The organism is Mycobacterium simiae, from assembly GCF_008370645.1.
GTDB classification, from domain to species: Bacteria; Actinomycetota; Actinomycetes; order Mycobacteriales; family Mycobacteriaceae; genus Mycobacterium; species Mycobacterium simiae_A.
The window spans coordinates 16,789-31,660 of sequence record NZ_VTZN01000045.1 but is presented as its reverse complement, the minus strand read 5'-3'; the positions used below and the strand labels follow the sequence as shown (position 1 = coordinate 31,660).

Here is a 14,872-nt window from a genome sequence, read left to right as displayed (position 1 = left end):
GCGCGCCGTAATACCGAGGGCAGCAGCGTGGAACTGGTGCGAGCCGATGTCACCACACCGGGTTTGCGGCCCGACCTCGACGGGCAGGTCGACCTCGTCGTCGCCAACCCGCCCTACGTTCCCGACAGCGCGATTGTGGAACCTGAAGTGGCACAATATGATCCCCATCGCGCCGTGTTCGGTGGACCGGACGGGATGACGGTGATCGCCCACGTGGTGCGGCTGGCCGGACGCTGGCTGCGGCCCGGCGGTCGGTTCGCGGTCGAACATGACGACACCACTTCCGAGTCGACTGTCGAATTGATCTATCGGACAACGCGTTTCGAAAACGTGGTAGCTCGCCGAGATCTGACCGGGCGGACCAGGTTCGTGACGGCCAGCAAGAGAGGCGGCGCCCATGACTTGCGCCGCGACGATGCGGTGGGGGCACCCCGCTTGCGGGGGACGCAGCGATGAGGTGGGGGCACCACCCGCTTGCGGGGGAGAGTGGCGCTGGTGACTAGCGTCTTCGTCTGCGCCGATCCCGAGCAGCGCTGCACCGGTATCAGCGCTGCGGTAGCGGCGCTCCAGGCGGGCCGACTGGTCGTCATGCCCACGGACACCGTCTACGGAATCGCCGCCGACGCGTTCGACCGCGCTGCGGTCGACGCACTGCTTTCGGCGAAGAGACGTGGGCGCGATATGCCGGTGGGTGTGCTGGTCGGCTCCTGGCACACGATCGAGGGGCTGGTTTCTTCGATGCCTGCCGGGGCGCGCGAACTGATACGTGCTTTTTGGCCCGGGGCGCTGAGTCTGGTGGTGGCGCAGGCACCGTCGCTGCAGTGGGATCTCGGAGACGCGTGTGGCACTGTGATGCTGCGCATGCCGCTACACCCCGTTGCCATTGAATTGTTGCGTGCGGCGGGCCCTTTGGCAGTGTCCAGCGCCAACGTGTCCGGCCAGCCGGCCGCGGTCGACGCCGCGGAGGCGCGCCGCCAACTTGGCGAGTGTGTCGATGTCTATCTGGATGGTGGTCCCTCTGAGCAGCAGGCCGCGTCGACGATCGTCGACCTGACCGGAGCTTCCCCGCGCATTTTGCGTCCGGGACCGGTGCCTACCGAGCGGATCGCCGAAGTGCTCGGTGTGGATGCGGAGTCCTTGATCGGCTAAGCCCGCTGGGCAGTATCGGGGTTTCAGGTTGGTGAAGTACGGTCTCGAGGTGTCCAGCGATGTGGCCAGCCTTGCTCGTGGTTTGCTCGCCCTGTCTGCGCGCGGTGCCGGTGTCCCGCTGCGTGAACTTGCACTCGTCGGGCTGACCGCAGCCATCGTCACCTATTTCGCCACCGGGCCGGTTCGCATACTGGCGACCCGGCTGGGGGCCGTCGCATATCCGCGGGAACGAGACGTGCATGTAACGCCCACCCCCCGCATGGGCGGGTTGGCAATGTTCTTGGGCGTTGTCGCGGCCGTCTTTCTAGCCTCCCAGCTTCCGGCGCTGACCCGCGGGTTCGTCTATTCCACCGGCATGCCCGCGGTGCTGGTCGCGGGCGCCGTCATTATGGGGATCGGCCTCATCGATGACAGGTGGGGTTTGGACGCACTGACGAAGTTTGCCGGTCAGATCACTGCCGCCAGTGTGCTGGTCACCATGGGCGTGGCCTGGAGTGTCCTCTATATCCCGGTGGGCGGCGTCGGAACCATCGTGCTGGACCAAGCCTCCTCGATCTTGCTCACCTTGGCGTTGACCGTGTCGATCGTCAACGCGATGAACTTCGTCGACGGTCTTGACGGGCTAGCCGCCGGACTGGGCCTCATCACGGCACTGGCTATTTGCATTTTCTCGGTCGGTCTACTCCGCGACCACGGTGGTGACGTGTTGTTTTATCCCCCGGCCGTGATCTCGGTTGTGCTCGCGGGAGCTTGCCTCGGCTTTCTGCCGCACAACTTTCACCGAGCCAAGATCTTCATGGGCGACTCCGGTTCGATGCTCATCGGCCTGATGTTGGCGGCCGCATCCACCGCCGCCGCCGGCCCGATCTCTCAGAACGCGTACGGCGCCCGCGACGTATTTGCTCTGCTGTCGCCGTTCCTGCTGGTGGTGGCCGTCATGTTGGTACCGATGCTGGACCTGCTGCTGGCGATCGTGCGGCGTACCCGGGCCGGCCGCAGCGCATTCAGTCCCGACAAGATGCACCTGCACCATCGCCTGTTGCAGATCGGTCATTCGCATCGCCGAGTGGTGTTGCTCATCTATCTGTGGGTAGGCATCGTCGCGTTCGGCGCGGCGAGCACCATCTTCTTCAACCCGCGTCATACCGCGGCGGTGATGCTAGGTGCCATTCTCATCGCCGGCGTCGCGACAGTAATCCCGCTCCTGCGCCGCCGGGATGAACTCTACGACGATGAGTAGTAGTGACCGCTACCACGTGATAAGCTGCAGGTAGAACCCCGAAAAATATTCTCGCGGGTTGCCGGCCCGCCAGCCTGCTGGATGTGTATCCGACCGTGCCGACTGACGACCGACATAGGGAGCTACCCCTTGGGTGATTCCACCGTGAGCCTTGCGATACGCTCGGCGGGCCACCGATCAGTCGATCAGGCGGTTTCCGCCCCGTCAACCCGGGATTGAGGTGCTGCAGTGACGACACCAGCGCAGGACGCGCCGTTGGTGTTTCCCTCTGTTGCGTTCCGCCCGGTTCGGTTATTTGTCATCAGCCTGACACTCACCGCGGTGGCGATGCTGGTGGCCGGTTTCGGTGGGCACCTGATGGTCGGCGTATTCCTTGGTGTCGGGCTGCTGCTGGGTTTGCTCAACGCGCTGCTGGTGCGGCGCTCGGTGGAGTCGATCACCGCAAAAGAGCATCCACTGAAAAGCTCGATGGCCCTCAACTCTGCGGCGCGGCTGGCGATTATCACCATTGTCGGTCTGATCATCGCCTACGTTTTCCGGCCCGCTGGACTAGGCGTGGTGTTCGGACTGGCGCTCTTTCAGCTGCTGCTGGTCGCATCGACGGCATTGCCGGTCTGGAAGAAGCTGCGCAGTGGGGAGTCCCCCGACAACTCCGACGGCGGGGTAAGGACGGGATCGCCGGCAGCGGAAGGGACGGAAGTGAGGAGCACCAGCGATGACTGAGTCGATCCTGGCCGCCCAAATCGAGGTCGGCGAGCACCACACCGCCACCTGGCTCGGCATGACGGTGAACACCGACACGATCCTTTCGACGGCCATCGCCGCGGTGATCGTGATCGCACTCGCTTTCTATTTGCGCTCCAAGGTCACCTCGACGGATGTGCCGGGGGGCGTGCAGTTGTTCTTCGAAGCGATCACCATTCAGATGCGTAACCAGGTCGAAGGCGCGATCGGGATGCGGATCGCGCCTTTCGTGTTGCCGCTCGCGGTGACCATTTTCGTGTTCATCCTGATCTCGAACTGGCTCTCAGTGCTTCCGGTGCAGTACACCGACGAAAAAGGGCAAACCACCGAGTTGCTCAAGCCGGCGGCCGCGGACATCAATTACGTGCTGGCGCTGGCCTTGTTCGTGTTCGTCTGCTATCACGCGGCCGGCATCTGGCGTCGCGGCATCATCGGACACCCGATCAAGCTGCTCAAGGGACACGTGGCGATCCTCGCGCCGATCAATGTCGTCGAAGAACTTGCCAAGCCGATCTCGTTGTCGCTTCGTCTTTTCGGCAACATCTTCGCGGGCGGCATTCTGGTGGCGCTGATTGCGCTGTTTCCGCCCTACGTCATGTGGTTGCCGAACGCGATCTGGAAATCGTTCGACTTGTTCGTCGGAGCCATCCAGGCGTTCATTTTTGCGCTGCTGACGATCTTGTACTTCAGCCAAGCGATGGAGCTGGAAGAGGAACACCACTAGTACCGCTACTTTTTAGACCTGGTAAACCGCTACCAGAGTTATCAAGGAGGATAAGGAATGGACCCCACTATCGCTGCCGGCGCTCTCATCGGCGGTGGACTCATCATGGCCGGTGGCGCGATCGGCGCCGGGATCGGTGATGGCGTCGCCGGTAACGCGCTTATTTCCGGTGTCGCGCGGCAGCCTGAGGCACAGGGACGGCTCTTTACCCCGTTCTTCATCACCGTCGGTCTGGTTGAGGCAGCCTACTTCATCAACCTGGCGTTTATGGCGCTGTTCGTATTCGCCACGCCCGTCAAGTAATTCGCAGTGATGGGCGACGCGCACTCTCTTGTACTGGCTGCAAACCAGGCGGCTGAGGAAGGTGGCAAGACCAGCAACTTCCTCATTCCCAACGGCACGTTTTTCTTCGTGCTGGCCATCTTCTTGCTGGTGTTGGGCGTTATCGGCACGTTCGTCGTGCCGCCCATCCTGAAGGTTTTGCGGGCACGTGACGCCATGGTGGCCAAGACACTGGCCGACAGTAAGAAGGCGGCGGAGCAGTTCGCGGCTGCCCAGGCCGATTACGACGAAGCTATGACCCGAGCTCGGGTCCAGGCGTCGTCTCATCGCGACAGCGCCCGGGCCGAGGGTCGTAAGGTCGTCGAACACGCGCGCGCCCGGGCCGAGCAAGAAGTGGCGTCGACTTTGCAAGCGGCCAGCGAGCAGCTGAAGCGGGAAAGGGATGCCGTGGAACTGGATTTGCGCGCCGACGTAGGGACGATGTCTGCGACGCTGGCCAGCCGGATCCTCGGCGTCGACGTGACCACCTCGGCTGCAACGAGGTAACTGACCATGTCGACATTCATCGGACAGCTCGTTGGGTTCGCGGCCATCGTCTTTCTGGTGTGGCGCTATGTGGTGCCACCCGTGCGGCGTCTGATGGCAGCTCGGCAGGACACCGTCCGCCAGCAGTTGATAGACGCGGCCGCCGCCGCCGATCGGCTGACCGAATCGACGACCGCGCACAGCAAGGCGGTGGATTCCGCCAGGGCCGAGGCCGAACGAATGGTCGAAGAGGCCAAGACTGACGCCAAGCGCATTACCGAACAACTGCAGGGCCAGGCTGGGATCGAGGCCGAACGAATCAAGGTCCAGGGTGTCCGACAGGTCGAGCTGCTGCGTGCCCAGCTGACCCGTCAGCTGCGGCTGGAACTTGGACACGAATCCGTGCGCCAGGCAGGCGAATTGGTCCGCAACTACGTTGCCGACCTGGCGCAGCAGTCCGCCACGGTCGACCGTTTCCTCGACGAGCTCGATGCGATGGCGCCGGCGCCGGCCGACGTCGAGTCTCCGATTGCGGCGAAGATGCGGTCGGCGAGCCGATGGGCGCTGGAGAACGTGGCCGAAAAATTCGCCACCGTAGCCAAAGGCCTTGACAGCAACGCATTGTCCACGCTGGCCGACGAACTGGTATCGGTAGCCAAACTGCTGGATCGTGAAGCCGTCGCCACCCGCTATCTCACACTGCCTTCTGAAGACGCGGGACCACGCATCCGGTTGCTGGAGCGGTTGATAGCCGGCAAGGTAGGCGGCTCCGCAGTCGACATATTGCGGGCGGCAGTCTCGCAGCGTTGGTCGGCTAGCTCCGACTTGGTCGACGCCATCGAGCACGCGTCGCGGCAAGCCCTGCTGGCTGTCGCCGAACGTGAGGGCCAGGTCGACGAGGTCGAAGATCAGCTCTTCCGGTTCTCGCGCATCCTTGACGCTCAGCCACGACTTTCCATCCTGTTGGGTGACTACGTCGTTGCGGCCGAAGGTCGGGTCCGGCTATTGCACAAGGTGCTCGACAGCGCGGGGAGCAGAGTCAATCCGATTGCGGTTGCGTTGCTATCTCACACCGTTGACCTCTTGAGAGGTCAGCCGGCCGAGGACGCAGTGCTGTTTCTGGCCGAAGTGGCAGTGGCACGTCGCGGTGAAGTCGTCGCGCAGGTCAGTGCGGCAGCCGAGCTCAGCGACACCCAGCGCACTCGGGTAACGGACGTGCTGAGCCGCATCTACGGTCACCCGGTGACCGTGCAGCTGCAGATTGACCCCGAACTGCTGGGCGGCCTGTCCATCGCGGTGGGCGACGAGGTGATTGACGGGACGCTTTCTTCTCGTTTGGCCGCTGCCGAGGCGCAGTTGCCCGATTGAAAGACGACTGCTTGATCACCCAACCCTGAAACCCGAACTAGTCAACACACACCGAAGTAGGAAGACGAAAAGCCATGGCCGAGTTGACAATCTCTGCTGACGACATCCAGAGCGCGATCGAAGAGTACGTAGGCTCCTTCACCGCGGATACCGCTCGCGAGGAGGTCGGCACCGTGGTGGACGCCGGGGATGGTATCGCGCACGTGGAGGGTTTGCCTTCGGTCATGACCCAGGAGTTGCTGGAGTTCCCGGGCGGTGTCCTGGGTGTGGCGCTCAATCTCGATGAACACAGCGTCGGCGCGGTCATCCTCGGCAATTTCGAGAACATTCAAGAAGGCCAACAGGTCAAGCGCACCGGGGAGGTTCTCTCGGTACCTGTCGGCGATGCTTTCTTGGGCCGGGTGGTCAACCCACTCGGCCAGCCGATTGACGGTCGCGGCGACATCGAAGCGGAAACGCGGCGCGCTCTTGAGCTGCAGGCACCGTCGGTTGTGCAGCGGCAAAGCGTCAAGGAACCGCTGCAGACCGGAATCAAAGCGATCGACGCGATGACCCCAATCGGCCGTGGGCAGCGGCAGCTGATCATCGGTGACCGCAAGACCGGTAAGACCGCCCTTTGTGTCGACACCATTCTTAACCAGCGAGAGAACTGGGAAAGCGGCGACGTAAAGAAACAGGTGCGCTGCGTATACGTGGCCATCGGGCAAAAGGGCACGACGATCGCTTCAGTTCGCCGCGCGCTGGAAGAGGGCGGCGCGATGGACTACACCACGATCGTCGCCGCGCCGGCGTCGGACTCCGCAGGCTTCAAATGGCTTGCACCGTACACGGGTTCGGCCATCGCTCAGCATTGGATGTACGACGGCAAACACGTGCTGATCGTCTTCGACGACCTGACCAAGCAGGCCGAGGCATACCGTGCCATCTCGCTGCTACTGCGCCGTCCCCCGGGCCGCGAGGCCTACCCGGGCGACGTGTTCTATTTGCACTCACGGTTACTTGAGCGCTGCGCCAAGCTGTCCGATGACCTCGGGGGCGGCTCGCTGACCGGTCTGCCGATCATCGAGACCAAGGCCAACGACATCTCGGCCTACATCCCGACAAATGTCATTTCCATCACCGACGGGCAGTGCTTCCTGGAGACCGACTTGTTCAACCAGGGTGTGCGGCCGGCCATCAACGTCGGTGTCTCGGTGTCCCGCGTCGGCGGCGCCGCCCAGATCAAAGCCATGAAAGAAGTGGCCGGTTCGTTGCGTCTGGACCTGTCGCAGTACCGCGAGCTGGAAGCCTTCGCCGCGTTTGCCTCTGACCTGGATGCCACATCCAAGGCGCAGCTGGACCGCGGTGCGCGGCTAGTCGAGCTGCTCAAGCAGCCGCAGTACCAGCCGATGGCCGTGGAGGAGCAGGTCATTTCGATCTTCTTGGGCACTGGCGGTCACCTGGACTCAGTACCTGTCGAGGACGTCAAGCGGTTCGAGGCCGAACTGCTGGACCACATTCGGGCCTCTGAAGAGAAACTGCTGAGCACCATTCGCGACACCCAGAAGCTCACCGAAGAGACCGAGAAGGCGCTGACCGACGTCATCAACCACTTCAAGAAGGGCTTCGCGGCATCTAATGGTGAGTCGGTGGTACCCGACGAGCACGTCGAGGCGCTCGACGAGGAGAAGTTGGGCAAGGAATCGGTAGAAGTCCACAAGCCCGCGCCGAAGCAAAAGAAGAAGAAATAGCACCAGCAGGTATATGACATGGCTGCCACACTTCGCGAACTGCGCGGGCGGATCCGATCGGCCGGTTCGATCAAAAAGATCACCAAGGCCCAGGAGCTGATTGCGACATCGCGTATTGCCAGGGCGCAGGCTCGGCTGGAGTCCGCCCGGCCGTACGCCGAACAGATCACGCAGATGCTGACCACGTTGGCCGCAGAGGCCGCGCTTGACCATCCGTTGCTCGTTGAGCGTCCCGAGCCCAAGCGGGCCGGAGTTTTGGTCGTGTCGTCTGATCGAGGTTTGTGCGGTGCGTACAACGCCAACGTCTTTCGCCGGTCCGAGGAGTTGTTCTCCTTGTTGCGGGAGGAAGGCAAGCAGCCGGTGCTCTACGTTGTGGGACGAAAAGCGCTGGCGTACTACACATTCCGGCATTGGGACATCACCGCGTCGTGGACTGGATTCTCCGAGCAACCCAAATACGAGAATGCCGCGGAGATCGCCTCGGCGCTGGTTGAAGCTTTCATGATGGGCACTGATGCAGGTGAGAGCCAGCAGACCGACAACGACGGCGTCGATGAGTTGCACATTGTCTACACCGATTTCAAGTCGATGTTGTCCCAGTCGACCGAGGCGCGCCGGATGGCCCCGATGGTAGTGGAATACGTCGAGGAAGAGCCAACGGCGCGCACCCTTTACTCCTTCGAGCCGGATGCGACGACGCTGTTCGAGTCGCTGCTACCGCGGTACCTGACCACCCGGGTGTATGCGGCAATGCTGGAATCAGCAGCATCGGAGCTGGCGTCGCGCCAACGGGCGATGAAGTCGGCCACCGACAACGCCGACGACCTAATCAAGGCCCTGACGCTAATGGCAAACCGTGAGCGGCAGGCACAGATCACCCAGGAGATTAGCGAAATCGTCGGTGGCGCAAATGCGCTCGCAGACGCTCGCTAGCTAGCCCCCACCAGGAAGTGAAGAAAGTTATGACAGCTACAGCCGAAAAGACGAAGTCGACCAGGTCGGAGACGAGCGGACGGGTAGTGCGGGTCACCGGCCCGGTCGTCGACGTCGAGTTCCCGCGTGGTTCCGTCCCGGAGCTGTTCAACGCCCTGCACGCCGAGATCGACTTCGAGTCACTGGCGAAAACTCTCACGCTGGAGGTGGCGCAGCACCTCGGCGACAGCTTGGTGCGCACGATCTCGCTGCAGCCCACCGACGGCTTGGTGCGCGGCGTCGAGGTCACCGACACCGGCAACCCGATCTCGGTGCCGGTGGGTGAAGGCGTCAAGGGCCACGTCTTCAATGCACTGGGCAACTGCCTGGACGAGCCGGGCTACGGCGAAGAATTCGAGCACTGGTCGATTCACCGCAAGCCGCCGGCCTTCGAAGACCTCGAGCCCCGGACCGAGATGCTCGAAACCGGTCTCAAGGTCGTCGATTTGCTGACGCCGTATGTGCGTGGCGGCAAGATCGCACTGTTCGGTGGTGCCGGCGTGGGTAAGACGGTGCTGATCCAGGAGATGATCAACCGGATCGCGCGAAACTTTGGCGGTACCTCAGTGTTCGCCGGCGTCGGGGAGCGTACCCGCGAGGGCAACGACCTGTGGGTCGAGCTTCAAGAAGCCAACGTGCTCAAGGACACCGCGTTGGTTTTCGGCCAGATGGACGAGCCGCCCGGCACTCGTATGCGGGTCGCGCTGTCCGCCTTGACGATGGCGGAATGGTTCCGCGACGAGGCGGGCCAGGACGTGCTGTTGTTCATCGACAACATCTTCCGGTTTACCCAGGCCGGCTCGGAGGTGTCCACGCTGCTCGGCCGGATGCCGTCCGCGGTGGGATACCAGCCCACCCTGGCCGACGAGATGGGTGAGCTGCAAGAACGCATCACCTCCACGCGGGGACGCTCGATTACGTCGATGCAAGCGGTCTACGTGCCCGCCGACGACTACACCGACCCGGCCCCGGCGACGACGTTCGCGCACCTGGACGCTACGACTGAGCTGTCCCGGGCGGTGTTCTCCAAAGGCATCTTCCCCGCAGTGGACCCGCTTGCTTCGAGCTCGACCATCCTGGACCCCGGCGTCGTCGGTGACGAGCACTACCGGGTGGCGCAAGAAGTCATCCGGATCCTGCAGCGCTACAAGGACCTTCAGGACATCATCGCGATTCTTGGTATCGACGAGTTGTCCGAGGAGGACAAGCAGCTGGTCAACCGGGCCCGCCGTATCGAGCGGTTCCTTTCGCAGAACATGATGGCTGCTGAGCAATTCACTGGTCAGCCTGGTTCGACGGTTCCGGTCAAAGAGACCATCGAGGCATTCGACCGGTTGGCCAAGGGCGAATTCGATCACGTGCCCGAGCAAGCCTTCTTCCTGATCGGTGGCCTCGACGACTTGGCGAAGAAGGCCGAGAGCCTCGGCGCGAAGCTATAAAGACTATCCCGATGAGCCGAAAGGTGGTGTGCAGTGGCGGAACTGAACGTTGAATTCGTCGCGGTCGACCGCAAGATCTGGTCGGGCAAGGCAACGTTTCTGTTCACCCGCACCACCGTGGGTGAGATCGGTATTTTGCCGCACCACATCCCGCTGGTCGCCCAACTGGTCGACGACGCCATGGTGCGCCTGGAGCGCGAGGGCGAAAAGGATCTACGCGTCGCGGTGGATGGCGGTTTCATGTCGGTAACCGACCAGAGAGTGACCATTCTCGCCGAATCCGCGGAGTTCGAATCGGAGATCGACGAGAGCGTCGCCAAGCAGGACTCCGAGTCCGACGATCCCCGAATCGCCGCCAGGGGACGCGCCAGATTGCGCGCTGTCGGCGCGATCGACTAGCACGTCGGTGAGCGCGCCCATGGTTAGCATGGTCGTGCTTGTGGTTTTGTTGGGGATAGCCGTCCTCGCCCTGAGTTATCGGCTGTGGAAGCTACGCCAGGGCGGCACAGCGGGAATCATGCGCGATATCCCGGCGGTGGGAGGTCACGGGTGGCGCCACGGTGTGATCCGCTACCGCGGTGGCGAAGCCGCGTTCTATCGGCTATCCAGCCTGCGTTTGTGGCCGGATCGCCGGCTCAGCAGGCGCGGCGTCGAGATCATCGCCCGCCGGGCGCCGCGCGGCAATGAGTTCGACATCATGACCGATGAGATCGTCGTTCTGGAACTGCGCGATACGACCCAAGACCGCAGGCCGGGATACGAGCTGGCGCTGGACCGAGGCGCGCTGATGGCGTTTCTGTCCTGGTTGGAATCACGTCCATCACCGCGTGCGCGTCGTCGTAGCGTCTAACTTAAAAGCTAAGCGTCCCCACCGAATTCATCCACCGGTTGGCCGCCGCCCGGTCGCCACAGCACATCGCCATCCGGATTGGCCACCCGCGACAGAATGAACAGCAAATCCGAAAGCCGGTTGAGATATCTCGCCGGTAATACGCTGATGCTTTCCTGGTTTGCTTCGACTGCGGCCCACGCCGATCGCTCGGCCCGACGCACCACTGTCCGAGCGACGTGTAACAGCGCCGATAACGGCGAGCCCCCTGGCAGCACAAAGGAATTCAGTGCAGGAAGACCCTCGTTGTAGGTGTCACACCACCTTTCGAGCCGGTTGATGTAGGCCTGGGTGATCCGCAGCGGGGGGTGCTCGGGGTTTTGCAGCACCGGCGTTGACAGATCTGCGCCGGCATCAAACAGGTCGTTTTGGATTTGCCTGAGCACCTCCGTGATCTGCTGATCGGGGCTCCCCTGCGCGACCGCGACGCCGATGGCGGCGTTGGCCTCGTCACAGTCCGCGTAGGCGACCAGGCGTGCATCGGTCTTCGAGACCCGGGAAAAGTCACTTAACCCGGTGGTTCCGTCGTCGCCGGTCCGGGTATAGATGCGGGTCAGATGGATTGCCATGAGGAAACGGTACCGGGTCGACCTACTCGCCTGACTGACAAGCCGATACCGCTTCATTAGACTCACCCGGGTGGCGGAGCGATTCGTGGTGACTGGTGGCAACCGGTTGTCAGGCGAAGTCGCCGTCGGGGGAGCCAAAAACAGCGTTCTCAAGCTGATGGCCGCCACCTTGCTGGCCGAAGGGACCAGCACTATCACCAACTGCCCCGACATCCTCGACGTCCCGCTAATGGCCGAGGTGCTGCGTGGCTTGGGTGCCACGGTGGAGCTTGACGGCGACGTTGCGCGTATCACGTCACCCGATGAGCCGAAGTATGACGCCGACTTCGCCGCGGTACGGCAGTTTCGGGCCTCGGTGTGCGTGCTGGGACCGCTGGTCGGGCGCTGCAAGCAGGCCAAGGTCGCGCTGCCGGGTGGGGATGCGATCGGATCCCGGCCGCTGGATATGCATCAGGCGGGCCTTCGGCAGCTGGGCGCCCAGTGCAATATCGAGCACGGGTGTGTGGTGGCCCAAGCGGAAACTCTGCGCGGGGCCGAGATTCAGTTGGAATTCCCCTCAGTAGGGGCCACCGAGAATATCCTGATGGCCGCGGTACTGGCTGAGGGCGTGACTACTATCCACAATGCGGCGCGCGAACCTGATGTGGTCGACCTGTGCACCATGCTGAACCAAATGGGCGCCCAGGTCGAAGGTGCTGGTTCGCCCACGATGACGATTACCGGCGTCTCGCGGCTGCACCCGACCGAGCATCGCGTCATCGGGGACCGCATCGTGGCCGCCACCTGGGGCATCGCCGCGGCCATGACGCGCGGCGACATCACGGTGACGGGAATAGATCCGTCGCATCTGCAGGTGGTGCTGCACAAGCTGCATGACGCGGGCGCTACCGTCACCCAGACTGACGACAGCTTCCGCATCGTCCAGTACGAACGGCCGAAAGCCGTCAACGTTGCGACCCTGCCGTTCCCCGGCTTTCCGACCGACCTGCAGCCGATGGCGATCGCGTTGGCATCGATCGCCGACGGCACCTCGATGATTACCGAGAATGTGTTCGAGGCCAGGTTCCGGTTCGTCGAGGAGATGATCCGGCTGGGAGCCGATGCTCGCACCGACGGCCATCACGCCGTCGTACGAGGCCTGCCGCAACTATCCAGTGCTCCAGTCTGGTGTTCAGACATCCGTGCCGGGGCTGGCCTGGTACTGGCGGGGCTGGTCGCTGATGGCGACACCGAGGTCCATGATGTGTTTCACATCGACCGCGGCTATCCATTGTTCGTGGAGAACCTGGTCAGTCTCGGGGCCGAGATCGAGAGGGTATGCTCTTGATACAGCCGCAGGTCACGTCTCTCGCGCTGTGAGCCAAAACCGGGGCTTGACTCTCCCGCCGGAATCGTATTAAGCTGGCAGGGTTGCCCCGAAGCGGGCGAAGATAAGCAAAATGTGTTGTTTGAGAACTCAATAGTGTGTTTGGTGTATTTGTTTGTTGTTGTTTTTTTGACTATACCTTTCACGCCCCGTGTGAGGGTGTAGTCGTATATTCAGATGCCAGTTTTTGGCGTCTTGTCAGGTTATCTCTGATTGTGAAATCGATTCACGCGTCAGCGTGGGTAGTTTTTGTTTGGAGAGTTTGATCCTGGCTCAGGACGAACGCTGGCGGCGTGCTTAACACATGCAAGTCGAACGGAAAGGCCCTTCGGGGTACTCGAGTGGCGAACGGGTGAGTAACACGTGGGTAATCTGCCCTGCACACCGGGATAAGCCTGGGAAACTGGGTCTAATACCGGATAGGACCACTTGGCGCATGCCTTGTGGTGGAAAGCTTTTGCGGTGTGGGATGGGCCCGCGGCCTATCAGCTTGTTGGTGGGGTGACGGCCTACCAAGGCGACGACGGGTAGCCGGCCTGAGAGGGTGTCCGGCCACACTGGGACTGAGATACGGCCCAGACTCCTACGGGAGGCAGCAGTGGGGAATATTGCACAATGGGCGCAAGCCTGATGCAGCGACGCCGCGTGGGGGATGACGGCCTTCGGGTTGTAAACCTCTTTCACCATCGACGAAGGTTCGGGTTATCTCGGGCTGACGGTAGGTGGAGAAGAAGCACCGGCCAACTACGTGCCAGCAGCCGCGGTAATACGTAGGGTGCGAGCGTTGTCCGGAATTACTGGGCGTAAAGAGCTCGTAGGTGGTTTGTCGCGTTGTTCGTGAAATCTCACGGCTTAACTGTGAGCGTGCGGGCGATACGGGCAGACTAGAGTACTGCAGGGGAGACTGGAATTCCTGGTGTAGCGGTGGAATGCGCAGATATCAGGAGGAACACCGGTGGCGAAGGCGGGTCTCTGGGCAGTAACTGACGCTGAGGAGCGAAAGCGTGGGGAGCGAACAGGATTAGATACCCTGGTAGTCCACGCCGTAAACGGTGGGTACTAGGTGTGGGTTTCCTTCCTTGGGATCCGTGCCGTAGCTAACGCATTAAGTACCCCGCCTGGGGAGTACGGCCGCAAGGCTAAAACTCAAAGGAATTGACGGGGGCCCGCACAAGCGGCGGAGCATGTGGATTAATTCGATGCAACGCGAAGAACCTTACCTGGGTTTGACATGCACAGGACGCGTCTAGAGATAGGCGTTCCCTTGTGGCCTGTGTGCAGGTGGTGCATGGCTGTCGTCAGCTCGTGTCGTGAGATGTTGGGTTAAGTCCCGCAACGAGCGCAACCCTTGTCTCATGTTGCCAGCGGGTAATGCCGGGGACTCGTGAGAGACTGCCGGGGTCAACTCGGAGGAAGGTGGGGATGACGTCAAGTCATCATGCCCCTTATGTCCAGGGCTTCACACATGCTACAATGGCCGGTACAAAGGGCTGCGATGCCGTGAGGTTAAGCGAATCCTTTTAAAGCCGGTCTCAGTTCGGATCGGGGTCTGCAACTCGACCCCGTGAAGTCGGAGTCGCTAGTAATCGCAGATCAGCAACGCTGCGGTGAATACGTTCCCGGGCCTTGTACACACCGCCCGTCACGTCATGAAAGTCGGTAACACCCGAAGCCAGTGGCCTAACCCTTTGGGAGGGAGCTGTCGAAGGTGGGATCGGCGATTGGGACGAAGTCGTAACAAGGTAGCCGTACCGGAAGGTGCGGCTGGATCACCTCCTTTCTAAGGAGCACCACGAGAAACACCCCAATTGGTGGGGTGTAGGCCGTGAGGGGTCCTCGTCTGTAGTGGGCGAGGGCCGGGTGCACGACAACATG

The 14,872-nt window shown here is 62.2% G+C and carries 14 protein-coding genes, 1 rRNA gene and 1 pseudogene; 15 read left to right on the top strand and 1 reads right to left on the bottom strand.

What is annotated here, in order from left to right; genetic code table 11:
- The 13 genes and pseudogenes from F0Q45_RS09780 to F0Q45_RS09720 form a co-directional block, all read left to right on the top strand.
- Positions 1 to 456, top strand: a pseudogene (locus F0Q45_RS09780) (peptide chain release factor N(5)-glutamine methyltransferase); the annotation flags it as partial.
- Between the two features lie 39 nt (positions 457 to 495).
- Complete coding sequence (locus F0Q45_RS09775) at positions 496 to 1,149, top strand: L-threonylcarbamoyladenylate synthase (RefSeq protein WP_149653757.1); 654 nt, start codon at positions 496 to 498, stop codon at positions 1,147 to 1,149.
- Positions 1,150 to 1,180: 31 nt separating this feature from the next.
- Complete coding sequence (locus F0Q45_RS09770; RefSeq protein ID WP_149653756.1) at positions 1,181 to 2,389, top strand: glycosyltransferase family 4 protein; 1,209 nt, start codon at positions 1,181 to 1,183, stop codon at positions 2,387 to 2,389.
- Between the two features lie 228 nt (positions 2,390 to 2,617).
- On the top strand, positions 2,618 to 3,112 hold the full coding sequence (locus F0Q45_RS09765; protein ID WP_149653755.1) for an ATP synthase subunit I: 495 nt from the start codon (positions 2,618 to 2,620) through the stop codon (positions 3,110 to 3,112).
- Entirely contained in the window at positions 3,105 to 3,857 is a 753-nt protein-coding gene (atpB, locus tag F0Q45_RS09760; protein ID WP_149653754.1) for a F0F1 ATP synthase subunit A, read from the top strand. Before F0Q45_RS09765 ends, atpB begins: the two co-directional genes overlap by 8 nt.
- Before the next feature lie 57 nt (positions 3,858 to 3,914).
- Positions 3,915 to 4,160: a F0F1 ATP synthase subunit C gene (locus tag F0Q45_RS09755; RefSeq protein WP_003406686.1), complete on the top strand. Its 246-nt coding sequence runs from the start codon at positions 3,915 to 3,917 to the stop codon at positions 4,158 to 4,160.
- A gap of 9 nt (positions 4,161 to 4,169) precedes the next feature.
- On the top strand, positions 4,170 to 4,685 hold the full coding sequence (locus F0Q45_RS09750; protein WP_149653753.1) for a F0F1 ATP synthase subunit B: 516 nt from the start codon (positions 4,170 to 4,172) through the stop codon (positions 4,683 to 4,685).
- Positions 4,686 to 4,691: 6 nt separating this feature from the next.
- A complete protein-coding gene (locus F0Q45_RS09745; RefSeq protein WP_149653752.1) occupies positions 4,692 to 6,032 on the top strand; it encodes a F0F1 ATP synthase subunit B/delta in 1,341 nt (446 codons plus the stop codon).
- A 74-nt stretch (positions 6,033 to 6,106) separates the two neighbouring features.
- Complete coding sequence (atpA, locus tag F0Q45_RS09740; RefSeq protein ID WP_149653751.1) at positions 6,107 to 7,762, top strand: F0F1 ATP synthase subunit alpha; 1,656 nt, start codon at positions 6,107 to 6,109, stop codon at positions 7,760 to 7,762.
- Positions 7,763 to 7,780: 18 nt separating this feature from the next.
- Positions 7,781 to 8,695 carry a F0F1 ATP synthase subunit gamma gene (locus F0Q45_RS09735; protein WP_149653750.1) on the top strand — a complete coding sequence of 305 codons (915 nt, stop codon included), beginning with the start codon at positions 7,781 to 7,783 and terminating at the stop codon, positions 8,693 to 8,695.
- 29 nt (positions 8,696 to 8,724) lie between these two features.
- Positions 8,725 to 10,173 carry a F0F1 ATP synthase subunit beta gene (atpD, locus tag F0Q45_RS09730; RefSeq protein WP_149653749.1) on the top strand — a complete coding sequence of 483 codons (1,449 nt, stop codon included), beginning with the start codon at positions 8,725 to 8,727 and terminating at the stop codon, positions 10,171 to 10,173.
- Between the two features lie 33 nt (positions 10,174 to 10,206).
- On the top strand, positions 10,207 to 10,572 hold the full coding sequence (locus F0Q45_RS09725) for a F0F1 ATP synthase subunit epsilon (RefSeq protein WP_149653748.1): 366 nt from the start codon (positions 10,207 to 10,209) through the stop codon (positions 10,570 to 10,572).
- A gap of 7 nt (positions 10,573 to 10,579) precedes the next feature.
- Positions 10,580 to 11,023 carry a DUF2550 domain-containing protein gene (locus F0Q45_RS09720; RefSeq protein ID WP_149653747.1) on the top strand — a complete coding sequence of 148 codons (444 nt, stop codon included), beginning with the start codon at positions 10,580 to 10,582 and terminating at the stop codon, positions 11,021 to 11,023.
- An 8-nt stretch (positions 11,024 to 11,031) separates the two neighbouring features.
- Here the strand turns inward: F0Q45_RS09720 and F0Q45_RS09715 are convergent, their stop codons facing one another.
- On the bottom strand, positions 11,032 to 11,631 hold the full coding sequence (locus F0Q45_RS09715; RefSeq protein WP_149653746.1) for a cob(I)yrinic acid a,c-diamide adenosyltransferase: 600 nt from the start codon (positions 11,629 to 11,631) through the stop codon (positions 11,032 to 11,034).
- Between the two features lie 70 nt (positions 11,632 to 11,701).
- Between F0Q45_RS09715 and murA the strand changes: the two genes are divergently transcribed.
- Together murA and F0Q45_RS09705 are read left to right on the top strand one after the other, a co-directional pair.
- Positions 11,702 to 12,958, top strand: a complete 1,257-nt coding sequence (gene murA, locus F0Q45_RS09710; RefSeq protein WP_149653745.1) for a UDP-N-acetylglucosamine 1-carboxyvinyltransferase — start codon at positions 11,702 to 11,704, stop codon at positions 12,956 to 12,958.
- A 289-nt stretch (positions 12,959 to 13,247) separates the two neighbouring features.
- Positions 13,248 to 14,777, top strand: a 16S ribosomal RNA gene (locus tag F0Q45_RS09705).
- The last annotated feature ends 95 nt before the right edge of the window (positions 14,778 to 14,872 follow it).

What these genes read in the sequence shown, in the direction of transcription:
- F0Q45_RS09735 (WP_149653750.1), top strand. Translation starts at nt 7,781, where the DNA reads ATGGCTGCCACACTTCGCGAACTGCGCGGGCGGATCCGATCGGCCGGT.
- F0Q45_RS09755 (WP_003406686.1), top strand. Translation starts at nt 3,915, where the DNA reads ATGGACCCCACTATCGCTGCCGGCGCTCTCATCGGCGGTGGACTCATC.
- atpB (WP_149653754.1), top strand. Translation starts at nt 3,105, where the DNA reads ATGACTGAGTCGATCCTGGCCGCCCAAATCGAGGTCGGCGAGCACCAC.
- F0Q45_RS09715 (WP_149653746.1), bottom strand. Translation starts at nt 11,631, where the DNA reads ATGGCAATCCATCTGACCCGCATCTATACCCGGACCGGCGACGACGGA.
- F0Q45_RS09750 (WP_149653753.1), top strand. Translation starts at nt 4,170, where the DNA reads ATGGGCGACGCGCACTCTCTTGTACTGGCTGCAAACCAGGCGGCTGAG.
- F0Q45_RS09745 (WP_149653752.1), top strand. Translation starts at nt 4,692, where the DNA reads ATGTCGACATTCATCGGACAGCTCGTTGGGTTCGCGGCCATCGTCTTT.
- atpA (WP_149653751.1), top strand. Translation starts at nt 6,107, where the DNA reads ATGGCCGAGTTGACAATCTCTGCTGACGACATCCAGAGCGCGATCGAA.
- atpD (WP_149653749.1), top strand. Translation starts at nt 8,725, where the DNA reads ATGACAGCTACAGCCGAAAAGACGAAGTCGACCAGGTCGGAGACGAGC.